Below are 26017 nucleotides of genomic sequence, written 5' to 3'. Positions count from 1 at the left end.
TTTTCTTTATAACATTTAAACGTTCAGTGTTTCTTTATTTTTTAACCCTAAAGTCATAAATTGTTTTTTAAAAGTAATATATTGTTATAAAATGATAAATATATGAGCTTTTGTTAATGAAAATAAAAGGAGAATTTATGCCTACCTATAAGAAACCTAAAAATTATAAAATGAGAGTCATTCAAGCGCTGATGCTTAGTACTCTCCTGTTGGCAGAAGCGGCTCCCGTAGCAGTTCAAGCCCACAGCACGAGCAATAGTCCAAGGATTGAGCTGGTCCAAACTCACATCGAAAATTACAACCAAACGCATATTTATAATATCGAAGCTGCTGCTGCGCGTCGTCTCGAAGAAGAGGAAGAAGAACGCGCCCTTGAGGAGGCTGCTAAGAAAGAAGATGAGGGAGAATCTGGGTCCGATACGGTAGATGATTCTGAAGCAGATCATGATGAGGAAGAAGAAATTGACGAGCAAGAGCCAGAAGTCAGAACCAATAGAAATCTGGACCTCCCTCGTGTTCCTGTTATTCAAGCTTCTGGTTTTCAACCTCTGGCTGTTCCTTGGACAGGGATTGGAACAACTGATAATCCTTTCCAGATAGGAAGTCTGGAACAGCTAGAAAACTTGCGCGAGTATACGACAGATGGTTATTATTTTGAGCTTATTGCAGACCTTGACTTTTTAGGGGAACAAATCTTGCCTTTTCCAGATTTTGAGGGCTCTTTGAATGGAAATGGGCATAGTATTCGTAACTTTAATATATCCAGTTCAGCCAACTTTTTAGGACTCTTTCGCTCAACAACTGTCGGCAGTGTGATTCGTAATCTTAACATTGAAAATGCAAGCGTTCAGGGAACAGGGCTTAGTACGCACTCGGTCGGTGTTCTAGCTGGGCAAGTGGCAGGAGATTTATTCGATATCCATGTGACAGTAAGTGAAGTGAGGTCGTCGGGAGAAAATGTCGGTGGTATTGCAGGGGCACAAGTACGTGCTGGCACAGCACGCGCATCACAAATCACCAATGTTTCTTTTTCAAATGACAATTCGACAAATGAAGGAATAGTTGCAGGACGTCCTTTTACCAGCTCTGTGACGGGAAGTAGTTTTACAGGCGGACTCTTTGGCTTTACAGAGTTTGCAACTTTGACAGACTGCTGGACGGATACTAAGGTTACTGGTTTAGACTCGGTCGGTGGTTTAGTCGGTGAGTCGAATGGACGGATCACAGGTACAGCAACAACGGAAACAGGTCGCACATCAGAATACATGAGTCGTGCTTTAGGAGATGTAACAGGCCGTAATCGTGTTGGTGGTTTAGTTGGTGATGCGACTGCACCGATTACACTTTCTCATGTTGGGGAAAATAACCCTTTGATTGCGACGGACACACAGAGCATTATCATTGCGACAGGCTCTGATGTTGGTGGTCTCGTTGGTCGTGCTGAAGCTGGAGCAACAATCACATGGACTTATGCTGTTGTTTCCGTTCAAGGCGGAGCCAGTAATATTGGCGGTTTAGTAGGAGTTGCTGGAGCTAATGTCTCCACAAGTTGGACTTTGACTCTGGATAATGGTGCAATGCCTTCGGTTTACAGTACCAGTGCTACAGGACAAGCTATTGGTGGACTTGTTGGGCGTTTGGCAGAAAACATGAGTGTGATAAATTCTTATGCTACAGGTGAAAATATTACCCGTGCTGCTGGCGGAACAAACAATGCCTTTATCGGTGGTCTTGTAGGGGGCGGCTCAAAAGGTTCAAGCGTGAGCAACTCTTACAGTTCAAATAAGGTTAGTGGCAATACAGCGATTGGTGGTATCACAGGCGGAAATATTCAAGGAAGTGGGAACTTCCGCGTAACCGACTGTTTCGTTATCGGGGCTTTGAGCTCCGGAGTAGGCGCAGCAGGTGCTGGTGCTATTGTTGGGAATACATCCAACATGAATTACAGCAATAACTGGCGTTGGGAAGGTTTCCAGTTTTCCAATAATATTACAGGTGGTGGTACCTTCAATGATCCTTCCGGCATTCATGGCGGTGTCCAAACAGCCCGTCAACTCATGTGGCGTGTGACCTATGGTGCCCCATCAGTAGGAGAATCTGTACCACCAGCAGGAGGCGGGCAATATAATCCCCAATCTTCAAGAAAGACTAGCTGGACGTTTAATGCCAATCCTTGGGTGTGGGGGGATGATGTTGGCAGTGTCTCTTTTCCACTACTCGGCTTGGGAAGTGAAACCCCAGCTGTTCCCTTTCTTTATTATTTGATTGGCTCGATTACTCATCAAGTCTATAATGGGTATCGTTATGTCTTTTATGCTAGTGAAATTTTTGATATTTCGGAGATGGGTGACGGAGCTAATATTGGTCTACAGGATTTTAGTTTTGAACTGATAGACCTAAATCTTATCTATGATGATGGGATTCATCTGACTTATGAAAATGTAGCAGGTGGTGACGTGCGCATTATCTTAGAGATTGACGATGATCATGATATCATTGTCGGACAGTATGCCGTGCGTGCAATTTTGAGAGTAGAGCAAGCCCGTCAGTGGTCATCAGGAGGATTGTTTGTCACACCTCGCGAAATTGCTATTGATGGACAGGTAGCCAGTCGTATCTGGGACGGAACGACAGTGGCGACTTGGGAGACCTCTCCCTCTCTGACAGGAGTTCTTAGTCAAGATGAAAATGCCCTTGTCCTATATTACGGTAATCCAGAGTTTGGCGATTCGGCTGTTGGTACATACCTTTATGGGCATGAAGTGGAAGAACAGGCGCTTATCTTTGACCAGCAATTCAGTCTGACAGGAAACCGTGCGGAAAACTATACCTTGGCAGCCCCGGACTTTACAGCAGAGATTCAGTCTATCGATATGAGCGCTGTTCATTTTGACATGATTTTGGGGACGACTGTTCCGAGAGTTTACGATGGTACACCTTTTGCTGAGGTTGACCGCAGACCACAGCTGAATATCTATCTAGATGAGAGTGATGATATGCCTATCTTTACAGTTTATATTGACTCTGATAAGGTAGAATATACGGATGCCAATGTTGGGGAGGATAAGCAAGTTGTCGATCATGTGCCTTTCGATATCAGTGCTTTTCGCCATCCTGCTGTAGATGATGTCAACTTAGAGATTCTTGTCCAGCAGATTCGTGTTTATGAGGAACAAAACCAGCTCTTTGAAGATGGTGTGATTACTCCTGCGCCACTTCGCTGGGTACAGGGTACAGTACCTATCAAAACTTATGATGGTACAGCTTATATCTTGGAGGAGCATTTTAATGCCATCGTTTGGCCATCTTTAACGGGATTTGTTAAAGAGGAGGGGCAAATTTTTGAAGAGCTCTTCTCAGCTGACCATTTTGATTTTGGTAGTTTTGCTAGTACTGGACCTCAGTTTGTAGGGGTAGCGGATGGACATGGTAACACAATCAGCGTTTTAGAAACTGGACTGGCTTATGATTCTCCTGAATCAGGTACACGCTCGCTTGTATGGGATGTGAGTGCTTATCAGCCGTTTTTAGACATCGATAGTCAGCCAGAAAAAGAGCAGATTTTATCCAACTATATTCTTGAAGGGGAGCCAGACTTAGCGACAGAAGGTTGGGCTAATCATGCTACTTGGGCACCGACAGCTATTGTTGGACAGGTTATTCAGCCAGAGAATATCAGGATTATTCCGGGAACTATTAAGAGCCGTGAATATGATGGCACATCTGTCGCGGAGATTGATCGTATGCCGCAACTTAGAATCATCATGGATACAGCTGAATCAGGCTATATCGAAGAAGATTTTAATACGGAGAACTTTATTCAATTTGACCTGAATATTTGGAATACGCACTTTAGCAGCGATGGTGCAAATCCAGATATTAACGCGGGAGCTAATGCCATTCTTTGGGAGCCACATGGTGCTGAGATGGAAGATTGGGGAAATGAATATGATGAGCCTAATCCTGGAGGCGAAGAAGATGAGTTTCTCAAATGGAACTTTGAGGCTCTGATTAACTTTACCATCGGTGACGGAGCTACTCCAGCTGCACAACTTGTCCGTAACCGCATCCTTAATTTATCGAAGATGAACCTTTTCGGACCGATGACAAATCCAGACTTTGCAGCGCAGACTTTTGACCGTATGGTCAAAGATGTGAATGGAGAACTGGTTCAAGCGCCTGAGTTAAGTCCAGATTGGACCTTAGAGCAAGCTATCGTATATACAGCTTATCAATTAGGCTGGGCAGACCATGCAGGCGAGGCGCAAGGCACACAGAATTTCATGGCTGACTTCCGAAACTATGCCGCCTTTGCTCATCGCTGGGTGTCCAATAGCCCAGAAGCACGTGATATAGAACGAGCCCAGATTATCCCCCGTCAAATTTTCTGGTCTACAGGACAAGTCGGCTCCCGTGAGTATGATACAACAGCTTTCGTTTACAGTATTTCAGATACGGAGGAAGTTCTCTTGCAAGAGCCTGGCTTGCAGCATCTTACAGGTCCAGCGCTTATCGAGGGAGATGGGATAAAACCTGTGTCAGGCTGGGCGGAATTTACAGATCCGTCCGTCGGTCTGAATAAAGATGTCCGGGCAGCACGTCATTATAATCCTAACGAAGACAGACACAGCATCTGGAAAATTGAGCGATTGGAAGCTGATGAGATAGGCGCTACAAAAGGTGTTCATAACTATGTCTTCGTTAATACGGCTGAGCCACTCACACAGTTTATGGAAAATCCAAGGCTGGCACGTCAAGCACTGGAGCGGGGTATCTTAGCTAATGTAGAGGTAGAAAATATTGATGGAATTGACTTTAGCTTTATCCAGCCGCTCTTTGAAGTCGCTGATATTTATGAGTTAGAAATTGATAATCTGGCGGAAGATATCCAAGAGCTACGTCAAGGGCGCGTGCGAAAGGCTTTTGATGGAACAATTACAGCTTTTGACTTTATTGAAGAGAGGGCTGAATTTATCTTGAGTAAGACGCGACCAGTCATTGTTGAAACTCAGCAAGTAGGCATCTATGAAGTTATTGATACGCCTATCGTTGTCGGTATTCATTTTGATGAAGAAAGTTTTACTTACTTCCACGAAGGTGTTGCCCCCGACCTTGATGTGACACATTGGTGGGACACTGATGCGGACAAGCCAGAGCTGATAGGGAACTTTGATCCAGAACAGTGGGATGATTACGAAGCTTATATGGAACATGTATTCAAATATGTCTTTAATAAGCAGATTTTGATTTCTGATGTTCATCCAGATAATTCTAATATCAGTTTCAGTGAAGACTTTTTGGCCAATTTTAATATCCAGCAAGTTTTACCTTTGGGGGCATTGAATTTACCAATAATTCGACCAACAATCTTTGAAGCACCTACTTTTAAGGCAAGCGGAGAAGAAGGGCCTTTTGAACTTTATCTCGGTAAGATTGATCCTTTTGTCATGGACAAAGAAATAGTCGAAAATGGGCAGGTACATATCATTCCGGGTTGGCTGGAAAAAGAATACGATGGAACTGGAGATGCACCAGCTGAACTGAGAGAAGATGACTGGGCAGTCATTGAAATCAATGTTAATCCAGACTGGAATGATGGTGAAGGGCTTTGGCTTGAAATCTTCTATGATTATGATGGAGCAAGATTCAGTGAAAAAAATGCTGGTGGCTTTGGCGGTGGTTATTCGCCACGTCATATTATTGTTGATGGATTGCTTTTATGGTCTGCCAGTAATATGGGGACAGATGGTTATAACTATGAAGTTATGGAATTTGTCGAAGAAGCTGTCAATTTCCTTTTAGAGCAACAAGACTTTTATGAGGGGGAAATCATGCCGCGTCCTTTGACTTGGTCACAAGGTACAGCTGCTAGCCGACCTTTTGCAGTAGGAGATACCGGAACGACTGTTGCACGAGATACGGATGACCAACTTCTAGTCCCACGATTACAGGGAATCTTAGCCTTAGATGAGAAAGAATTTGAAGTATTCACAGACCAAGAATTAATCCAAATTTTCTCTAACCTGACCTTCATGGATGGGAATGTTCCTACAGATCAGATTGGAGAATGGATGATTGCTTTTGACTTTGAAGCGCCATATTCCTGGATTGTAGATGGTGCAGCTGCAGCTGATAATTACTTGCTGCCTGATGAAGTACCTACATTTGCGCCAGCATCCATTACGGGAAGCAACATCTATTTTGTCGAATCGCAAGAACTTGCTTTACTTGTAGTTGAGCGAGAATACGATGGTACAAGAGATGCTGGATTGGTAGAAGATATCTATGATGTGCTTGTATATTTTGATGGCAATAGTGAAGATATAGAAACCATTCAAGTTCGCGTTAGAGATGTAAGTTTTGATAATCCAGATGCTGGAGAGGAAAAAGCACTAACTATTGCAGCTGGTGGTATTGAGATTGTTGATGATTCTCATGTTTTCGGTGAACCAGCACTGAGCAATTTCTACGCAGCTGTAAAAGCATCCTTTGAGGAAAATTCTGTAGGGACGATTCGTCAGCGAAGAGTGACATGGACAGAGGCACAAGTTGCAGATAAAGTTTATGATGGCACGACAGTAGCCAATATCGAAGGCGATATGCCAGAACTCACTCGTCCAGTAGGTTTAACAGGTGATGCTATCGTGAGTGTTGGCGACACACGAGATGATATTTCTGTGCAAGCAGGTCAAGTTGAGTTTGATAATCCTAATGTTGGAAGTAGAGCTGAAAAAACAGTTCATATCACAGAAGATTGGACAGTTTTAGGTCAACGTTGGTCAAACTATATCTTGGTCAATACGGATAATACAGAAGTTGCTGAAGATGCAGTCTTAAATCCTCAGATACATGCAGGCGCCATTACACCTTTGTGGATTGGTGAAAAGGGAACGGATAATCCAGAGGAGCGAGATATCTCTGAACTTTGGACAGATGTCATAGATGTGACACGTCAGTATGATGGTACTACAGAAGTTTATCAAGGGACGAAGTCAGATGCTGATTTTAAGGACTTCCTTACTCTTCTCTCTGAAATCATCATTGTCACTTTTGATGAGGCAGATGATGTAAAAGTATCGCTCACAGCAGCAACGGTGAACTTCGATGAGCGTCATGTACCTGACCAAAACGAGGAGAGAAGCATTGTCATAGAAGGTTTGGCAAATCATGAAGATAATCTTAATGTTAGACTGACTGACGCAGCCCTTGATTGGATAGAAAGTCGCCTTTTTGAAGGAAGCATTGAGCCGAGAGTTTTACAGGCTGGGCAAGGTATATTTATGCCTCGCGCTTATACTGGAAATTCCTACTATTTTTCAAACTTTGAAAATGATGACTGGAAATTAGTCACTCTCCCTCCGCTGGTTGGACGGACTAATTTCCATGCGGAAGACCGGCCAGTCTTGGTACCACAAAGCAGAGCGGAATGGCATGAGGCACCTCGTCCGCAGTTGCTTGAGCGCGATATTGATCCTGCAAGCTGGACAGACCCTAAAAATTCTGGTCAGTATGTCATTACAGGACTAGATTGGTGGATTGCAGGCAGTATTTATGACCAACGTAATTTCGCTGTCGAGAATCAGCCTACTTTCTTGATTACTATTGGTGAGAAAGATATCGAAAACTGGGACGAGCTGATTCAGATGGGATTGGCGAACTCTGGTCATGTCGAAAAGGTTTATGACCGTACAGTAAGCATTATCGGTGTAGATGATATTCAGATTAGTGCGCCACAGCTGACTGTGACAGAAACTTCCCAGACCATAGAGGTCGATATCGAGGAATGGCTTCTTCAATTTGCCCAAGCAAATGTAGGTGACAACATAGCCGTTAATCTTATCAGTGTGGAAGCAGAAGAGATTATTCAGCAGTTACAAGACTACATTGATGAAGTTTTTGGGTCTGGACTTATTCGCTTAACTTCAGAATTTGATATTCATTCTCTCTTCACAGGTCGAATCACAGCTAGAGAATTAACGATTAGTACAGGGAGCTTGGGAAGCCATACTTTTACAGGCAATGCACTTAGTTTTTCAGATTTTGGCTTAGAATATTTACATAATCAAGGACGTCCAGAGCTAGAAGGCATCATTGCAGGGGATGAGGTCTTGCTTCCAGATGCTGGAGTTAATCAGGCGACTTGGCCAGATGATGCCATAAATGTTGGACTTTATGACAACGTTGAAGGACAAGGTTGGACTATTCTGGAAGGTGAGCAAGCAGCAAACTATAAACTACTTGCAGAACCGCTCTTGAGCTTTGAAATTACACCAGCCCAACTTCAAAATTGGGAGGATTTGGAACAATGGGCGATTCTTGAAAGCAAAGGAGGCGTAAGTAAGGAATATGACGGTCAAGTCGAAATTGATTTGAACAAACACGTGATTGCACCCAGCTATCGAGATAATGATGGTATACTTCAAGAACTGGATATTAGCCTTTGGGGATTATCCTTCGCTCAGGCAGATGTAGATTCCGAGTTGCTTATTGGTAATACAGAAGTCGCTCTTGCAAGTCTGGAAGCTCTTCTGACGGAGGACAACTTGGTCTTAGCAGAAAACTTTAATCTTAGCTCCATCTTTGAAGCAGTAATTGAGCCACGTCTAGTGGCTTGGAGTCAGGGACAGGTTGCAGATAAAGTTTATGACCGTAACAGGTCAGCTCAGTTTAAGGATTCAGAGCATCCCAAGCTTATCTATGCTGGTTCATCAGCAGGGGAGCAAGTTGCTCTAGTGGAGGTTGACAAGCCTTATGTGACTTGGAATGAAGGCCTCATTGAATTTGAATCGGCAGAGATAGGGGCAAACAAGATAGTATCGATTATGCCCGACCAATGGTGGACAATCTTGGACAGTAGTCCTCAAGGCACTTGGAACTTGAACTACCGTTTGGTGGATGAAGATGGGGAAGAACTGGATTTACAGGCAGTGGAACCAATTATTCAGCCAACTTTAAGTCGTGCAGCCATTACGCCGATTGTACTTGGCACTGGAGAAGATGAACCCATAATTATCCCTTTACCAGATGAGGAAAATCATGGGGAGGATGTAGAGGTGGAAACACCGATAAGGAACCTTAAAACTTGGACAAGTATGCAAACAATTGATCTGAGCCGTGAGTATGATGGAACTGAAATTATCCTTAGTTCATTTTATCTTGACCACTTATCAAGTAGTTTGCTCTATCTTTGGTCTGAAACAGAAAGCCAAGCCCTTATGCTTGAAGTCGATGATGTTCATTTTGCTCATCGTCATACGGAAGTGGTTCAAACTAACACTATTCTTGTGGAAAATCTAAGGTTAGCGAATAACCAAGACTTTATTCTGACGGATAAGGCGCTGGAATATCTGACACAACATCTTTTTAGTGGAGAAATTACGCCACGACAGATTCATTGGAATCAACTTCAAGTAGAGGATAAGTATTATGACCGAACTCGTACAGCAGTCATAGTCAATGATGAAATCGAACTCATAGGACGAAATGATGGACGAGCTGGTATCTTGACGATTGACCAAGAAGAAGTCATTGTAAATAAAGGGGGCGCAAGCTTTGTCGACTTTAATGTCCACCGTGATACACAAGGGCAGGTTATTGCCCAAGCAGTTCAAGCCATTGGCGACTGGTCTATTCAGGGAGATATGGCTGGGAACTATGAGATTGTTGCTGCCACAGGACCACAAGCATTTGCATTACCAAGATTTAGCGCATTAGAACCAGAATTTGAGCCAGCCGTAATACGTCCACGTCCGATTCAGTTTAATGGACAGATTGAGATGCGAAAGGTCTTTGACCGTACAGCAGATTTTAACGGTAATTTAGAAGAACACCACATTTATGTTTCTTTAGACAATGGACCACATAACTTTACTGCCGTGATTGAAGGTGTTGATCCTGATGATCCGAATTTGGCAATCATGCATATTGGAGCTGAAGATGGCACACCAAATGAAGTTTTACATGATGATGTGGCAAAATCTCTGTCCAACTTCATTGGTCAGCAAACGGTTAATGGACTGCCCGATGCAAATGCCAATATTCAATCGCAATATACCGCTGGTCTCCTCGAACATAATATTGAATTTGGCTTAAGAGGTGCAGAAAGTGGCAACTATCAACTCGTTGGAGAGCTGCCAAATATAGTGACAAGGATTAGTCAGGCGCCTGGTCCGGATTTAAGTTTAGCAGTAGAAAGTAGAGGAGAGACTGCGATACGTGTTCAACCTGCAAATATTCTGCAAGATAATACACCAGCACCACCAGAAATGAGCGTGTTACGTGAAGCAGATAATGACTTCACGATTGTTTATACAATTAGCGATTCGCCCGATATGAGTAGAATTGAAAGTTATAGCGAAAATCCAGAAATCTGGCAAGAAGGACGTGACTTTGAAGGTTTGGAAGCAGATACAACTTACTACATCTTTGCTCAATCTATTGAGACACGGAATCACTACCAAGGCCCTATCACAGAAGCTTTAAGTGTTAGAACGTCAGTACCTACTCTATCTCGGGAAAGAATTCCTGCACTTGGTGATTCCGCAATAGCTATAGGAACTTTAGGTTTAACTTTAAGTGCTAGTGCCATATATCTGGCTAAAAAACGACGTAAGCGAAGCACAGACGGTGGAAAAAGAAGAAAGTAGATTTACTATATAAAAGCATCATTGTTCTTTTTGGTAAGTGTATTTTAAGGTTTTCAGTTAATTAAAAGGAAACCCAAAGAAAAAATAAAGATTATTTTCTAAAAAATCAAAAAACTTACTCAAAAGGACTTGACAAAAGATAAAGAAAATCCTAAAATGGTCATTAGAGACAAGTCTTTAACCAATTCTTTCCAAGAGAGCGAGTGTGTGGTGCGAACTCGTATTGTGATTGCTAAAGATACCACTCTGATAATTCTTTCTGAGAACAGAAAGCGTGGCTGACACGTTACGTCAAAGATGAGATATTTTTGAAGCTTTTTATGCCGAAAAAATTAAGAAGGTGGTAACACGCAGATCGCGTCCTTTAGAGGGAGTTGATCTGCGTGTTTTTATTTCCTCAGTGCTCATCCCCAAAACTAAAATATGTTAACAAAAAAATTGGAGGCTTATATGATTAAAATCACTTTCCCAGATGGTGCTGTCAAAGAATTTGAGGCAGGCATCTCAACACTTGAAATTGCGAAATCAATCTCACCTGGTTTGGCTAAAAAAGCCTTGGCTGGTAAAGTCAACGGCAAACTTATTGACGTGACCCGTCCAATCAAAGAAGATGCAACTTTTGAAATTGTAACACCGGATCATGAAGATGCTTTTGGTTTACTTCGTCACTCTGCAGCTCACTTATTTGCTCAAGCAGCACGTCGTCATTTTCCAAATATTCACCTTGGTGTAGGTCCAGCTATTGAAAATGGTTTCTACTACGATACTGATAATGAAGAAGGACAAATTTCAAACGATGATTTGGAAAAAATCGAAGCAGAAATGCGTCGTATCTCCAAAGAAAATTTCCCTTCAATTCGTAAAGAAGTAAGCAAAGAAGAAGCGAAAGAAATCTTTGCTGGTGATCCTTATAAGCTTGAGCTTATCGAAGAACACAATGAAGATGAAGGCGGCTTGACAATCTATAGTCAAGGCGAATACACAGATCTTTGCCGTGGCCCACATGTGCCGTCAACTGGCTTTATTAAATTCTTCAAATTGCTTAATGTGGCAGGAGCTTACTGGCGTGGAAATAGTGATAACGCGATGATGCAACGTGTTTACGGTACTGCTTGGTTTAATAAAGAAGACCTCGAAGAAAACTTGAGAATGCGTGAAGAAGCGAAAGAACGTGATCACCGTAAGCTCGGTCGTGAGTTAGATCTCTTCTTCAATGAAGCTTCTTTGGGAGCAGGTACAGCTTACTGGCTTCCAGATGGAGCAACTATTCGCCGTACAATCCAACGTTTCGTAGAAGACCGTGAAATCGCTGCAGGCTACTTGCACGTTAACACACCAAACTTGATGAACTTGGATATTTATAAACAATCAGGTCACTGGCAACATTATCATGAAGACATGTTCCCACCAATGGATATGGGTGATGGCGAGCAAATGGAGCTTCGTCCAATGAACTGCCCATCGCACATTGCTATCTATAAACACCACGTACACAGCTACCGCGAATTACCTATCCGTATCGCTGAGTTCGGTACAATGCACCGTTATGAAAAATCAGGCGCACTTTCAGGTCTTCAACGTGTACGTGTGATGCAACTGAATGATGGTCACACATTTGTGACACCTGATCAAATCCAAGAAGAATTTGGAAAAATTCTTGAATTGATTATGGAAATGTACCGTGATTTTGGTATCGACGATTACAGCTTCCGTTTGTCATATCGTGACCCGGAAGACACAGAAAAATATTTCCCAGACGATGCAATGTGGGAAAAATCACAACGTATGCTTAAAGCAACAATGGATGATATGAATCTTGACTACGTTGAAGCTGAAGGCGAAGCAGCCTTCTATGGACCAAAATTGGACATCCAAGTTAAGACAGCTTTAGGTAATGAAGAAACACTTTCAACTATCCAGCTGGACTTCCTTAACCCTGAAAACTTTGACATCACATATGTTGGTGCAGATGGTGAAAAACACCGTCCAGTTATGATTCACCGCGGTGTAATTTCAACTTTGGAACGCTTTACAGCTTACTTGATTGAACTTTATAAAGGTGCGTTCCCAACTTGGTTGGCACCTACTCAAGCAATCATCATTCCTGTAAACAACGAAATTCATGCCGATTACGCATGGGAAATCAAAAAACGTCTCCAAGAAAAAGGATTGCGTATCGTTGTTGATGAATCAAATGAAAAAATGGGTTATAAAATCCGTCAAGCCCAAACACGTAAAGTTCCTTATCAAATCGTTGTGGGTGACCAAGAAATGGCAGATGGCACTGTAAACATTCGCCGTTATGGTTCAACAGATACTGAAGTTATTAGCTTGGATCAATTTATCGAAAATATTCAAGAAGACGTAGCTAACTACAGCCGTACTAAATAATAAAAAGAGAGGGAACTCTCTTTTTATTTGTCATTACCATAGGTTTTATTTTCTAAAAAAACCAGAATACAAGCGCATTCACGACTTATAACTAGAAAAATAGTTCACAAAATGCTATACTAAGACAGTAATAGAAAATATTCGGAGGAATTTGAAATGGCAATCGTTTCAGCAGAAAAATTCGTACAAGCCGCTCGTGACAATGGTTACGCTATCGGTGGTTTCAACACAAACAACCTTGAATGGACTCAAGCTATCTTGCGCGCAGCAGAAGCTAAAAAGACTCCAGTACTTATCCAAACTTCAATGGGTGCTGCTAAATACATGGGTGGTTACAAAATGTGTAAACTCCTCATTGAAACTCTTGTAGAATCAATGGGAATCACTGTACCAGTAGCTATTCACCTTGACCACGGTCACTTTGATGATGCTTTGGAATGTATCGAAGTTGGTTACTCTTCATTGATGTTTGACGGTTCACACCTTCCAATCGAAGAAAACCTTAAACTTGCTGAAGAAGTTATCACAAAAGCTCACGCTAAAGGTATCTCAGTTGAGTGTGAAGTTGGTTCTATCGGTGGTGAAGAAGACGGTATCGTCGGTGAAGGCGAACTTGCTCCTATCGAAGATGCAGTAGCAATGGCTAAACTTGGTGTTGACTTCCTTGCAGCTGGTATCGGTAACATCCACGGTCCTTACCCAGAAAACTGGAAAGGTCTCCACATCGATCACTTGACTAAATTGAACGAAGCACTCGTTGAAGCTATGGGCAAAAATGTTCCTATCGTATTGCACGGTGGTTCAGGTATCCCTGACGATCAAATCCGCGAAGCAATCGCTAACGGTGTAGCTAAAATCAACGTAAACACAGAATGCCAACTTGCATTTGCAAAAGCAACTCGTGAATTCGTCGTTGAATTTAACGCTAACGAAGCTGAATACATGAAGAAAAAACTCTTCGACCCACGTAAATTCTTGAAACCTGGTTTCGACGCAATCACTGCATCAGTTGAAGAACGTATCGACGTTTTCGGTTCAGCAAACAAGGCGTAAGCCTTGTTCTGCGAAGCAATCTCTGATTGTGAGCAAACCAAGATTAATCAGTTTTTTGAAATATGATTAAAAGAACGCTTGTCGCTTTTGGCAAGCTTTTTTTGTGTGAACTTAGGAGTAGGAAGTAAGTGAAGTCAGATTGAGTCAAAAATTTGAAAGAAAATGTTAAACTTAAAGAAGAGCAAAGAACATACGATTTGCAGGATAAATCTGATACTTAGATCGATGAAGCTCAGACAATAAATAGTGAAGAAATGAGGGGGAGAGATGATAGGAATAAAAAAACGTAAGAATATAGAAGTTTCAAAAGAAATGAACGGACAAATACCTCAAACGGTAAAAAAATCTATAAGTAGTGATAAAGCTTCTAAGGTTCATAGAACAATTCACGGAGCCTCAATCACTGCTGCGGGTGTAGGTGCTCTGCCGATACCTATTGCGGATGCTTTAATTTTAGTACCTATTCAGTTAAAGATGCTGAAAAATATTTATAATATTTATGACGTGAAGTTTAGTGATAAATTTGTCGTAAACTTTATAAGGGTGACATTGATTCCGTATATAGGAAGATCATTGGCTACTTTGATTCCAGGTGTAGGTAGTGTGGTCAATGCTTCAATAGCTGCGGTAATCACTGAAGCGATTGGCTGGAGTGCAGCTGCTTCATTAGAAAAAGGCATCGATATCACGAAAGATACTGAAAAATTCGAAGGAATACTTACAGATACACTTAAAACTTTAATTCAACAAAAAAAATAAAAACTGCTAGTCATTAGCAGTTTTTTTATTTTAAAATTTATCCTTGACAAGATTTTGATAATACAGTATACTAATATAAAAGCGGTTTCATAAAAACGGATAGTGATTATTAAGTTAAGCTAGACCTTATCGTACTCTATTTTTGTCATAGGGGCGATAGGGTCTATTTTTGTGAAATGAGGGGTGAATTGTGGAAATCAGAAAAATCCTAAACAATAATGTGGTCATAGCAATTAATAGCAGAAATGAAGAAATCATCCTTATGGGGCTTGGTATTGGTTTCAAGAAAAGAATAGGTCAAGCAGTTGAGGTTGATAAAATCGAAAAGATTTTTGGTTTAAAAGCCAGCTCAGATATACAGAGTTTTTCGGAGATTTTAAACGAAATTCCGAGTGCTATCATTGAGCTTTCGATGGTGACTTTATCCGAGGTTAAAGTTAAGTTTGATAAGGAAGTTTCAGATACAACGCTTGTTGCTTTTGCGGACCATCTTCATGCAGCGCTTTTGCGTACTGAAGAAAACATCTCGGTGAAGAATTTTCTGCTCTGGGATATTAAACGTTTCTTTCCAGAAGAGTTCAAAATCTGTTTGAAAGCATTGGAAAAGGTCAAAGAACAATTTGGTGTAGAGCTGCCAGAAGATGAAGCAGGTTTTCTGACGATGCATATCGTTAACGGTACACTTGGTACTGGTCATGAGTATGCGATGCAGCTGACCAAGCTTATGGAAGAAATTTTAACGACATTAAAGTATACTTTGAAAATCACCTTTGATGAACAAGATATTTACTTCCAACGCTTCATTACACATTTAAAATTCTTTACTGAGCGGATTTTAGCAGGTAGTGCTAGAGTAGAAGAAACCGACAAGGAACTTTTTGCTCTTATTGTGCGCAAATATCCCAATGCTTATCTTGGCACACGTAAAGTGAGCGAATTTTTAAATCAAACAAGAAATTATGAAGTCTCTGAAAGCGAACAGATTTACATGACCGTGCATTTGGCACGTATCTTGGAGAAAATCCAATAAAACTAAACTTTGGTAACAAATGGATCGTGACATTAAGTTGGCGAGACCTCTAAAAATATATTATATTATGGAGGTTTGTGATGGGCAAATATGAAGCTCTTGCAAAAGACATTGTAGCAAATGTGGGAGGGAAAGAAAACATCCTCTCATTGACAAATTGTATTACGCGACTACGTTTTAAGTTAAAAGACGAAAGTCTCGCGAAGACAGAAGTACTGAAGAAGATGAATGGTGTTGTCACTGTCATGCAAGCTGGTGGACAGTACCAAGTTGTCATTGGGAACCATGTTCCTGATGTCCGCGCTGACGTAGATAATGTTATCGGTAAGCTAGAGATGGATTCTTCTCAGACGAAAGCCAAGGGAAATATTTTCGATAAGTTTGTCGAAATGATTTCAGGAATTTTCCAGCCTATTTTAGCACCCTTGGCGGCAGCAGGTATGATTAAAGGGTTGAACGCGATTCTATCCTTTGCATTGGGAGCAAGCTTCCAAGCTTCTTCAACCTATGCTGTCCTTAATTCTATGGGCGATGGACTTTTCTTGTTCTTACCAATTTTTATCGGCTATACAGCGATGAAAAAATTTAACGGCTCGCCATTTGTCGGGATGCTGATTGCCGCAGCCTTGGTTTATCCTGGATTTGTGGATGGTTCAGTCACAAAAACTTTCGCTGAGAGTGGAGGGCTAAACTTCTTTGGTATTCCATTTTCAGTGCCAGCAGCAGGTTATGGTTCATCAGTTATGCCTATTATCGCTATTACAGCTTTTGCGGCCTTTCTTGAACAACAGCTCAAGAAAATTATCCCTGACGTGGTGAAACTTTTCTTAGCACCTTTCTTTACAGCTTTGATTGCAATTCCTTTAGGTTTTCTCATTATTGGGCCAGTCATGAATATTGCTTCTGATGCTTTAGGGAAAGGACTTCTCGCCTTGCAAGGTTTCAGTCCAATTATCTTTGGACTTGTGTTAGGCTTTACGTGGCAAATTTTGGTTATGTTTGGCTTGCACTGGGCAATTGTGCCTTTTGCCATCATTTCTTTAGCACAAGGTGAACCAACAGCATTACTTATTGCAGCAGCAGGTGCTTCATTTGCTCAGACGGGTGCAGTGGGAGCAGTAATGGTAAAAACAAAAGATAAACGATTACGTGAGTTAGCAATCCCTGCTTTCATTTCAGGATGGTTTGGCGTAACAGAGCCAGCAATCTACGGGATAACCCTTCCAAAGAAACGTCCTTTCTGGGCTTCATGTATGGTAAGTGGTATTATTGGTGCATTTGCTATGGGAATGGGTATTAAAGGATACACAATGGGCGGCTTAGGTGTCTTTAGTTTCACAACAAATATCAGTTTAGATGGTGATATTTCGGGAGCAGTTAAGATGATTATTTTAGCAATCATTGCTGTAATCGCAGGTTTTGCCTTGACATGGATTCTTGGTTTTGAAGATGAAAACTCAGAGGAAGAACAACCAAAAGAAACAACAAATAATCAAACTCGTGTATCACAAGCAGTAGGTGAAGAACATATTACGACTCCTTTAGAAGGCAAAGTCCTTCCATTATCTGAAGCCAATGATGCTGCTTTTGCTGCGGGTGTGATGGGCAAAGGAGCAGTAATTGAGCCAACACTTGGTGAAGTTTATGCCCCATTTGATGGACAAGTGATGACTGTTTTCCCTACAAAACACGCTATTGGTTTAATTTCAGAGCAAGGAACAGAACTCCTTATACATGTTGGCATTGATACCGTGCAGTTAGAAGGAAAATATTTTGAATCCTTTGTTTCACAGGGACAAAAGATTCAAAAAGGCGATTTATTGTTGAAGTTTGATATGGAAGCTATTGAAGCTGCAGGTTTCAGTACACAAGTGCCGATTATTATAACTAATAGCAGTGATTTTTCAGATATTGTAATCACTGACAAGACAGTTATTCATAAAGCAGAAGAGTTATTAACTGGTCTTGTAAAAACAGCTGATGGTTTGGTCGTTCAGCCGGTATAAAAAAGGAGAGAGAAATGAGCTTTAAAAAAGACTTTTTATGGGGTGGAGCTATCGCGGCCAATCAAGCAGAAGGTGCTTATAATGTTGGTGGTAAAGGACTGTCTGTAGCTGATATGAAAACAGTAGGTGGAAAAAATAAGGAACGTCATTTTACACCAGTGCTTGACGAGGAGACATATTACCCTTCACATCGCGCGATTGATTTCTATCATAATTACAAAGAAGACATTGCTTTATTTGCAGAAATGGGCTTTAAAACATTTAGACTGAGTATAAACTGGTCGCGCATTTTCCCTCAGGGAGACGAAACGCAACCTAATGAAGAAGGTTTACTCTTTTATGATCGCGTATTTGATGAATGTTTAAAACATGGCATTGAACCGTTGGTTACACTCAGTCACTTTGAAATTCCCTTGGGATTGATGGAAAAATATGATGGCTTTTTAAGCCGGGAAACCATTGATTTCTATGTGAATTATGCCAAAGTATGTTTTGAGCGCTACAAAGATAAAGTGAAATACTGGATCACTTTTAACGAACTAAATTTTGGTACAATGCCACACGGTGAACTTACAGTTTTAGGCCTTCATCCACATGGTGATTTTGCGCTCAATGCGATTCCAGAAGATGAGCATAAAAGATTTCAAGCCTTACACCATACTTTTATTGCCAGTGCAAAGGCGGTCATTGAGGGCCATAAGATTAATCCAGAGTTTAAGATTGGCTGTATGATTGCTCATTTGACTATGTACCCTCTTACACCAAACCCAGAAGATATCTTGCAAACCAAAGAATACGACCTGCTTGTGAATAAGTTTGTCGGTGATGTCCAAGTTAAAGGGAAATATCCAGCGCTTATCGAAAAATACTTTCAAAATAAAAAAATTGAAATCCAAAAAGAAGAAGGTGATGATGCGCTGCTCCAAGAAGGAAGAGTAGATATGTACACTTTCAGTTACTATATGACACTTTGCGTAACGACTCAAGAAGGGGCAGAGCCTTCGATGGGGAACTTGATGGGAGGTGCAGCAAATCCTTACTTGGAAGCCAGTGAATATGGCTGGCAGATTGATGCGACAGGGTTAGAATATACCTTAATGGATTTGTATGACCGCTATGAAGTCCCGCTCTTTGTTGTGGAAAACGGTTTAGGTATGGAAGACAAAGTCGAAGCAGATGGTACAATAAATGATGATTATCGTATCGATTATTTCCAAAAACATATCAAGGCGATGAGCCGTGCAATTGATAAAGGTGTGGATCTCCTGGGTTATACACCTTGGGGCTGTATTGATTTGGTTTCAGCAGGAACTGGGGAAATGCGGAAACGTTATGGTTTTATCTATGTAGATATGGACAATGACGGTAAAGGAACATTAAAACGTTCAAAGAAAAAATCCTTTGACTGGTACAAAGAAGTAATTGCCTCAAATGGCGAAACGATTTTAGGAGAAAAATAAAATGACATTTAAAAAAGACTTTTTATGGGGCGGTGCCACAGCTGCTAATCAATTGGAAGGTGCCTTTGATGTGGATGGAAAAGGACTTTCGGTCGCAGATGCGATGCCAGGTGGAAAAGAACGCTTAGGAATTCTCAATTCACCAGACTTTGACTGGACCATTGATGAAGACAAATATGTTTATCCTAACCACAAAGGGATTGATCATTACCATCATTTTAAAGAAGATATCGCCTTGTTCGCCGAGATGGGTTTTAAAGCTTATCGCTTTTCTGTAGCTTGGTCCCGCATCTTTCCGAAGGGAAACGAAAGTGAACCTAATGAAGCCGGTCTTAAATTCTACGACCAATTGATTGACGAATGTTTGAAATACAATATCGAACCTGTAGTCACAATTTCTCACTATGAAATGCCACTTCATCTTGCTAAAGAATATGGTGGATGGAAAAATCGGGAATTGATTGAGTTCTATGTTCGTTATGCCAAAGTTTTGTTGGAGCGTTATCAAGACAAAGTGAAATACTGGATGACTTTCAATGAAATTAACTCTGCAACTTTCTTTGCGGCTCTGGGTCAAGGTTTAGTACCTTCAAATGGTGGAGATGATAAAAAGAATGTCTTCCAAGCTTGGCATAATCAATTTGTTGCAAGTGCATTAACTGTAGAATTTGGACATGCCTTAAACAAAGATTTACACATCGGTTGTATGAGCATTTATTCGACAACTTATGCTTTTGATGCCAATCCAATCAATCAGATAGCTGCTCAACAAAGTATTCAAGAATTCAATTACTTCTGTAATGATGTTCAAGTGCGAGGGGAGTATCCTGTCTTTACACATCGACTTCATAAAAAATATGGAATTAAAAAAGAAGACTTAGAGATAACGAAAGAAGATTTGGAAACTTTGAAAAAAGGAACAGTCGATTACATCGGTTTTAGTTACTATATGTCAACTGTAGAATCGAAAACTCAAGAAGGAGTTGAAGCAAGTGGGAATATGGTACTCGGGGGTGTAAAAAATCCGTTTCTTAAAGAAAGTGAATGGGGTTGGGCCGTTGACCCTGATGGATTACGTTATGCCTTAAATGATCTTTATGGACGATATCAGGTTCCACTCTTTATAGTAGAAAATGGCTTAGGAGCTATTGATAAAGTTGAAGCTGACGGCAGCATTCAAGATGATTACCGTATCGATTATTTACGCAGACACATTATCGCCATGGAAGAAGCAGTCGAAGATGGTGTTGATTTGATGGGGTATACACCTTGGGGCTGTATTGACCTTGTTTCTGCCTCAACCGGGGAAATGAGCAAACGTTATGGTTTCATTTATGTGGATTTGGATGATGAAATTCATGGTACAGGAAAACGTTCGAAGAAAAAATCATTTGACTGGTATAAAGAAGTCATTGCATCAAACGGTCAAAGACTTTGAAATAAAAAACCACTTTAAGTGGTTTTTTTATTGAGAGATTTATTAACAGGAGGTTTCCAAGCATCCTCTAGAAAATGACGGACAATCTGACTGAAATTTGTGGGACGAAAATAGAAACTCAGATGGCTTCCCCAAGGGATAATAAAAAACTGACTGTTAAGAATATGCTTTGCAATATCATGAGCATGGGCAGTTTTAACCACATCAAACTGGCCATTGATGACAAGTGTGGGAGCAGTGATATTCTCTAGTTCATCCATATTTTGAAGCACATCTTCTAAAAGAAGTTGCAAAGCAGGTGAAGGTCTACGCAGTAAATGTGCACAAATGTTGAGTGATTTTACTGTGAAGCGTACCAAGCTATAAAGTCCAGCATAGGTGGAATTGCCAGCGTTAAGGATTAAGCGATGTATGCGCGTAGGGTACTTGCTGGCTAGAAGCATTGCAATATTTGCGCCATCGCTGAAACCAAGCAGATTGATAGACTGGAGATCTTCAGCTTGCATCACTTCAAGTACATCCTCCATTAAACGATTAAAACTAAGTTTTTTTCCGCTAAAAAGACTTTTTCCATGACCGCGTGTATCGATTGAAATACAAGTATAATCACCTTTTAGCCTTTTGATAAGTGGCTTAAAGATATTACTATTTTGTGAGTTGCCGTGTAACAGTAAAAGTGCAGGTCCTTTACCTTCAACTTTATAGTAAATTTTCACCTTATCACTTGTAATAATATATTTTTCCATGATTTTGTCCTTGATGTTAGTATAGCAGATTAGCTTGGGAAATGGGGGCTTGTAAAATAAATGAAATAACTGTAAAATAATCGCTCATATTGGTTGAGTGAAATAATAATTTTTGTTAGAATAAAGTGACCAATCGTTTTATTAAAAAAAGATTATAAAACCAAGATTTTTTGATTGACTTGAGGAGATAAAATTAACAATGGCTGAAAAAAAATATAAACATATGAAGGTAAAGGAGCGTAAAGCTCTACCAAAGGTCACTCTAAGTGCAGCGGCAGTATTAGGCGTCGCTGCTTTTGGTGCGAATGCTCATGCGGATAGTACAACAACTGCTTCATCAGATTTCAAAGTGGTAACGAATGTAGATACTGTGACTCAGAACTCAGAGGTAAACAAGATTGAAGCTGGGGATGATGGGCAGTTGAGCAGTAGTAATTCAGAAAACTCAACGGATTCAACAAATCCAACGGATCCAGTAGATCCTACAGACCCGGTTGACCCAACAGATCCAGTAGATCCTACAGATCCGGTTGACCCAACGGACCCAGTAGATCCTACAGATCCGGTTGACCCAACGGATCCAGTAGATCCTACAGACCCAGTTGACCCAACAGATCCTGGTAAACCTGTGAACCCTGAGAAACCAAAACCAGAAAAGCCGAAACCATCTAAGCCAAAGCCTTCTAAACCAAAGCCATCAACGCCAAAACCTAGCACTCCGGCACCGGCGCCTACACCAGCTCCATCTGCACCTAACTATAATTATGTGGCACCCGTTTATTCTGGAGCAAATTATACAGCACAGGATGCGGTAACTACTTATAAACAGGCAAGTACAGATGGCGATTTGAAATTCAATAAAACAAATATTGCAGTACCTCCATTGACAAAAATTAACAACACAACTGTTGAAGATTTTATCAAAAGTATTGCTCCTCGAATTTCACAACTTGCAGGACAAAATAATCTCTATGCTTCTTTAATTATTGCACAAGCTATTTTGGAGTCAGGCTACGGACATAGTAATGTCGCATCTATCTACCACAATTTGTTTAATATCATTGGTGCATTTAATGGACAGTCCGTAACAATTTCTTCGGGAACTTATCGGGCCTATGATAATTTTGACCAATCCCTTGTAGATTACATCAACTTGATGTTGCATGGGACAACTTGGAACAGCAAGATTTATGCTGGAAGCTGGAAGGTCAATAGTGACAGTGTTGAGGATGCAGCACGTTCATTGCAAGGAATTTTTGCTACGGATCCGGAGTATGCCGCTAAGCTTATTCAAATTATTAAAGAATACAACTTGACTCAGTATGACGATATTGAAAACTTGTCAGATGAGTTTAAAAATCTTGATGCTCCTGCAAGTCCATTATTGGAAAAAATGCCGACTGACTTGAAATTCCCAGAATATGATGGCAAACAATATCCAGGTGCCTCAAGCTATGCTTGGGGAAATTGTACACAATATGTGTATAACCGTATCTTCCAATTGGGTGGAAAAATTGGTCAATTCATGGGTAATGGTGGCGTTTGGGGTTCAAACGGTGCCGCACAAGGTTATTACACAACGACTATTCCACAAGTGGGTTATGCGGTAAGTTTCCCACCGGGTGTAGCTGGAGCTTCTGCTGAGTATGGTCACGTTGCTTTTGTGGAAAAAGTAAATAAGGATGGTTCAATCCTTGTTTCCGAAATGAATGTTAAAGGCCTCAATGTTGTGGATTATCGTACGATATCTGCAAGCGATGCAAGTTTATCCACATATATTCAACCTAAAAAATAAAAAAACGGTTCGTAAGAGCCTTTTTTTGTTCTTTTTAAAAAAAGTTAAAGAAAAAAATCAGTCCAAAGACTGAGATTATCCACAATAAAGTATGGGATAATTTAAATATAGAGATTGACAGATCTCAGTTCTATAACAGGAGGAACAAAAATGAATAAAAAAGATAGAATTATGGACTTGATGCGTCGGGGAATTATCACCGAAGATGAAGCTTTGGAATTGCTTGATAAATCAAATCCTATGGCTGAAGAAGGCCAAAGCGAAAATAAAGAAAAATTTAATTATACAGATACAGAAGGATTTGTTAACCACGAGGTTGACTTTATGGACTCCTTCAAAGGAATCATGGATCAAATCGTGTCAAAAGGAAAAGTAGTGTTCAAAGATGCTTCGAAAGCAATCGATGACAATATCGACTTCTCTAAAGGCTTTCCAAAAGTAAAATCAACAGTAAAAACTGTGGAAAAAGATATTGACGGCGACTTTCATTCCGTTAATTTAGACATTAAGGCAGGTAAAATTTCCGTTTATCCTGGTGAAAATGCTCATGTAAAAGCTGAATACAGAATTTACGGTGCAGTGGATCAAGAAAAAATTGATGAATATCTGGCTGAAAAAACAAAACTCGAAGTTAACGACGGCGTTTTAGAGATTACGACATCTGATAGCTTGCGTACAGCTGTTAATTTGGAACTTTACTTACCTGAAAAAGTGTATGAAACTTTTGATTTCAAGTTTGCACATGGGGATATTAAAGTAGAAAAAATAGCAGTGGATAACTTAGAGATTGATCAAGTCAATGGTGAAGTTGAACTTGTGGAAACAACCAACAAAGACATTAACGTAACTATTAAAAATGGTGAAATTAAAGTTTTAGATGGTTCAACAAATGTTTTGAAGTTGAATTCAGTCAATGGTAACATTCGAGTTACATCAGCTTTTGAAGATGGAGATGTCAACTTGGTTAATGGGAATATTCTCTTGACACAAAACCAAGATACACCAAGAAAATTAATGGTGAAAAATGTCAATGGTGATGTGAAACTTTCTGTACCAGAATATCTCGGTCTTGTTGGACATGTGCGTACAGTCTTTGGTGGCTATAAAACACGCTTGAATTTGGATAATCCTTTTGAAGCAAGTCGTAACGGCGCGGCAGTCGTTCGTACTGGTCCAGATACTTTAACCTTTGAACTCGAAACAAAATCAGGAACAATCTGGCTTAAAGACATTGACTAAGCAGAAATTCTTCCAAACTTTTTAGAAAGGAAAACATATGTCTAAAAGACAACTTACAAAATCATCGAGTAACCGTATGCTGACGGGGACCATAGCTGGCGTAGGCGAGTATTTTGGCTTAAGTCGTGATATAATTACACTAATGCGTATTTTGTATGTGTTCTTCGCTTTAGGAAGTTTTGGAACACTTGCACTTGTATATATCGTAGCGAGTTGGCTAATACCTAGCCCTCATTAATCATTCGAAGGACAGCTTCTAGAAAGGAAAGAAAATGTCTCAAAAACAATTAACAAAATCACCAAACAATCGAATGTTGACGGGTACGATTGCAGGTATCTGTGAATACTTTGGTTGGAGCCCTGATATCATTACTTTTGTACGGATCTTGTATGTCCTCTTAGCTTTCGGAAGTTGGGGAAGTCTTATTCCTGTATACTTTATTGCCAGTTGGATTATTCCAAGTGCTGGAAGTAATGCTGGGAGACAAAACTACCGCAGAACAAATGAAGAAAACTGGTCAAGCTATGCGGACCGTTGGCAAAGCAAATCTTCATCTCACTCATCTGGCCGTAAGATGAAAGAGGCTGAACCAGTTGAAGATGAGAAAAAAGATGACTGGTCAGATTTTTAAAAAATAATAATTCCGAATTTCCTAAACTCCTAATAATATAAATGAAAAAATTAAAACTGGACGTCCATCACGTCCAGTTTTTTAGCGAGATTTCACCGCTTGAGAGAGTTTTTATCTGACCATCTTCAAGGTGAACAATGAGTTGACCAGATGGTGTTAAGTCTACTGCGGTACCTCTATATAAGACTTTATTTTCCTCAAATTCTACTGTTTTCCCAAGAATGAAGGAATGAGTTTTATAAATTTCAAAGAAGTCTCTTTTAGAGAGCTGATGAAATTCTGACCAGATTTTGGCAACAAGCTCAGAGCGTGTTATTGTAGGAGTTTCTGTAAATAATGAGCCGGCTTTGTGAGCGATTGCTTCAGGAAATGTTGAAATATGAAAATTTATTCCGATGCCTAAGGCGACCTGCAAACTCGTATCTGGTTGGACTTGGGCCTCTGCGAGAATCCCTACAATTTTTTTATGATTGAGATAAATATCGTTGACCCATTTAATATCTACTTTCTTTGTGGTCAGTGTTTCAATTGCTGAAACGACAGCTGCAGCGGCAAGCAGTGTGTAATTAGGCAGAGTTCCCAAAGATCCGACAGGCTTTAAGAGGAGTGTCATATAGATACCTCCTTCAGGGCTGGCATAGTATTCCCGCCCAAAACGGCCATAAATACCTGTTTGTTTTTCAGACATATATAAAGTGTTGGCTTGACCATCAGTTTTAGCATCCAACTGTGTTGAGATGGATTCATCAAGGATTTTAACGTCGTTTAACCAAGGATTAGCATCTAAAATAATTTTTTTATCTAAAGGATTTTTCATTTAGG

Annotated in this window: 14 protein-coding genes; 12 read left to right on the top strand and 2 right to left on the bottom strand. The window is 40.5% G+C overall.

Going from position 1 to position 26017, the window contains the following annotated elements; translation table 11 throughout:
* Positions 1-137: 137 nt before the first annotated feature.
* The 8 genes from lgb_RS08690 to lgb_RS08655 all read left to right on the top strand — a co-directional run bounded on the left by lgb_RS08690 (position 138) and on the right by lgb_RS08655 (position 20783).
* Entirely contained in the window at positions 138-10646 is a 10509-nt protein-coding gene (locus tag lgb_RS08690) for a YDG domain-containing protein (protein ID WP_249663206.1), read from the top strand.
* Between the two features lie 450 nt (positions 10647-11096).
* Positions 11097-13037 (top strand): threonine--tRNA ligase, encoded by a 1941-nt coding sequence (gene thrS / locus lgb_RS08685; RefSeq protein ID WP_017369132.1) that lies wholly within the window; start codon positions 11097-11099, stop codon positions 13035-13037.
* A gap of 156 nt (positions 13038-13193) precedes the next feature.
* The gene (locus lgb_RS08680; RefSeq protein ID WP_017370538.1) at positions 13194-14090 is read left to right on the top strand and encodes a class II fructose-bisphosphate aldolase; all 897 of its coding nucleotides are present in this window, start codon (positions 13194-13196) and stop codon (positions 14088-14090) included.
* Between the two features lie 267 nt (positions 14091-14357).
* The gene (locus lgb_RS08675; RefSeq protein ID WP_019292181.1) at positions 14358-14849 is read left to right on the top strand and encodes a YcjF family protein; all 492 of its coding nucleotides are present in this window, start codon (positions 14358-14360) and stop codon (positions 14847-14849) included.
* 190 nt (positions 14850-15039) lie between these two features.
* Complete coding sequence (licT, locus tag lgb_RS08670; protein WP_019294070.1) at positions 15040-15879, top strand: BglG family transcription antiterminator LicT; 840 nt, start codon at positions 15040-15042, stop codon at positions 15877-15879.
* An 80-nt stretch (positions 15880-15959) separates the two neighbouring features.
* Positions 15960-17885: a beta-glucoside-specific PTS transporter subunit IIABC gene (locus lgb_RS08665; RefSeq protein WP_019294069.1), complete on the top strand. Its 1926-nt coding sequence runs from the start codon at positions 15960-15962 to the stop codon at positions 17883-17885.
* A gap of 14 nt (positions 17886-17899) precedes the next feature.
* Positions 17900-19345 (top strand): glycoside hydrolase family 1 protein, encoded by a 1446-nt coding sequence (locus lgb_RS08660; protein ID WP_019294068.1) that lies wholly within the window; start codon positions 17900-17902, stop codon positions 19343-19345.
* Position 19346: 1 nt separating this feature from the next.
* On the top strand, positions 19347-20783 hold the full coding sequence (locus tag lgb_RS08655) for a glycoside hydrolase family 1 protein (protein WP_019294067.1): 1437 nt from the start codon (positions 19347-19349) through the stop codon (positions 20781-20783).
* Positions 20784-20797: 14 nt separating this feature from the next.
* Here lgb_RS08655 and lgb_RS08650 read toward each other — a convergent pair whose 3' ends face one another.
* Positions 20798-21529 carry an alpha/beta fold hydrolase gene (locus lgb_RS08650; protein WP_019294066.1) on the bottom strand — a complete coding sequence of 244 codons (732 nt, stop codon included), beginning with the start codon at positions 21527-21529 and terminating at the stop codon, positions 20798-20800.
* Between the two features lie 199 nt (positions 21530-21728).
* Here lgb_RS08650 and lgb_RS08645 point away from each other — a divergent pair, with 199 nt between their 5' ends.
* The 4 genes from lgb_RS08645 to lgb_RS08630 all read left to right on the top strand — a co-directional run bounded on the left by lgb_RS08645 (position 21729) and on the right by lgb_RS08630 (position 25195).
* Complete coding sequence (locus lgb_RS08645; RefSeq protein ID WP_019294065.1) at positions 21729-23324, top strand: glucosaminidase domain-containing protein; 1596 nt, start codon at positions 21729-21731, stop codon at positions 23322-23324.
* A gap of 150 nt (positions 23325-23474) precedes the next feature.
* On the top strand, positions 23475-24563 hold the full coding sequence (locus lgb_RS08640; RefSeq protein WP_017370546.1) for a DUF4097 family beta strand repeat-containing protein: 1089 nt from the start codon (positions 23475-23477) through the stop codon (positions 24561-24563).
* Between the two features lie 37 nt (positions 24564-24600).
* On the top strand, positions 24601-24801 hold the full coding sequence (locus lgb_RS08635; protein WP_017369124.1) for a PspC domain-containing protein: 201 nt from the start codon (positions 24601-24603) through the stop codon (positions 24799-24801).
* Positions 24802-24835: 34 nt separating this feature from the next.
* Entirely contained in the window at positions 24836-25195 is a 360-nt protein-coding gene (locus tag lgb_RS08630) for a PspC domain-containing protein (RefSeq protein WP_017370547.1), read from the top strand.
* Between the two features lie 67 nt (positions 25196-25262).
* Here the strand turns inward: lgb_RS08630 and lgb_RS08625 are convergent, their stop codons facing one another.
* Entirely contained in the window at positions 25263-26012 is a 750-nt protein-coding gene (locus tag lgb_RS08625) for a biotin--[acetyl-CoA-carboxylase] ligase (protein ID WP_019294064.1), read from the bottom strand.
* Between the last annotated feature and the right edge of the window lie 5 nt (positions 26013-26017).

The organism is Lactococcus petauri, from assembly GCF_023499275.1.
In the GTDB taxonomy this organism is placed as follows: domain Bacteria; phylum Bacillota; class Bacilli; order Lactobacillales; family Streptococcaceae; genus Lactococcus; species Lactococcus petauri.
The sequence above is the reverse complement of the archived record's forward strand: the minus strand, read 5'-3'. Positions and strand labels throughout refer to the sequence as shown.

Excerpts from the sequence above, each read along its gene's own strand:
- lgb_RS08690 (WP_249663206.1), top strand. The coding sequence starts at position 138 with ATGCCTACCTATAAGAAACCTAAAAATTATAAAATGAGAGTCATTCAA.
- thrS (WP_017369132.1), top strand. The coding sequence starts at position 11,097 with ATGATTAAAATCACTTTCCCAGATGGTGCTGTCAAAGAATTTGAGGCA.
- lgb_RS08680 (WP_017370538.1), top strand. The coding sequence starts at position 13,194 with ATGGCAATCGTTTCAGCAGAAAAATTCGTACAAGCCGCTCGTGACAAT.
- lgb_RS08675 (WP_019292181.1), top strand. The coding sequence starts at position 14,358 with ATGATAGGAATAAAAAAACGTAAGAATATAGAAGTTTCAAAAGAAATG.
- lgb_RS08665 (WP_019294069.1), top strand. The coding sequence starts at position 15,960 with ATGGGCAAATATGAAGCTCTTGCAAAAGACATTGTAGCAAATGTGGGA.
- lgb_RS08660 (WP_019294068.1), top strand. The coding sequence starts at position 17,900 with ATGAGCTTTAAAAAAGACTTTTTATGGGGTGGAGCTATCGCGGCCAAT.
- lgb_RS08655 (WP_019294067.1), top strand. The coding sequence starts at position 19,347 with ATGACATTTAAAAAAGACTTTTTATGGGGCGGTGCCACAGCTGCTAAT.
- lgb_RS08650 (WP_019294066.1), bottom strand. The coding sequence starts at position 21,529 with ATGGAAAAATATATTATTACAAGTGATAAGGTGAAAATTTACTATAAA.
- lgb_RS08645 (WP_019294065.1), top strand. The coding sequence starts at position 21,729 with ATGGCTGAAAAAAAATATAAACATATGAAGGTAAAGGAGCGTAAAGCT.
- lgb_RS08640 (WP_017370546.1), top strand. The coding sequence starts at position 23,475 with ATGAATAAAAAAGATAGAATTATGGACTTGATGCGTCGGGGAATTATC.
- lgb_RS08635 (WP_017369124.1), top strand. The coding sequence starts at position 24,601 with ATGTCTAAAAGACAACTTACAAAATCATCGAGTAACCGTATGCTGACG.
- lgb_RS08630 (WP_017370547.1), top strand. The coding sequence starts at position 24,836 with ATGTCTCAAAAACAATTAACAAAATCACCAAACAATCGAATGTTGACG.
- lgb_RS08625 (WP_019294064.1), bottom strand. The coding sequence starts at position 26,012 with ATGAAAAATCCTTTAGATAAAAAAATTATTTTAGATGCTAATCCTTGG.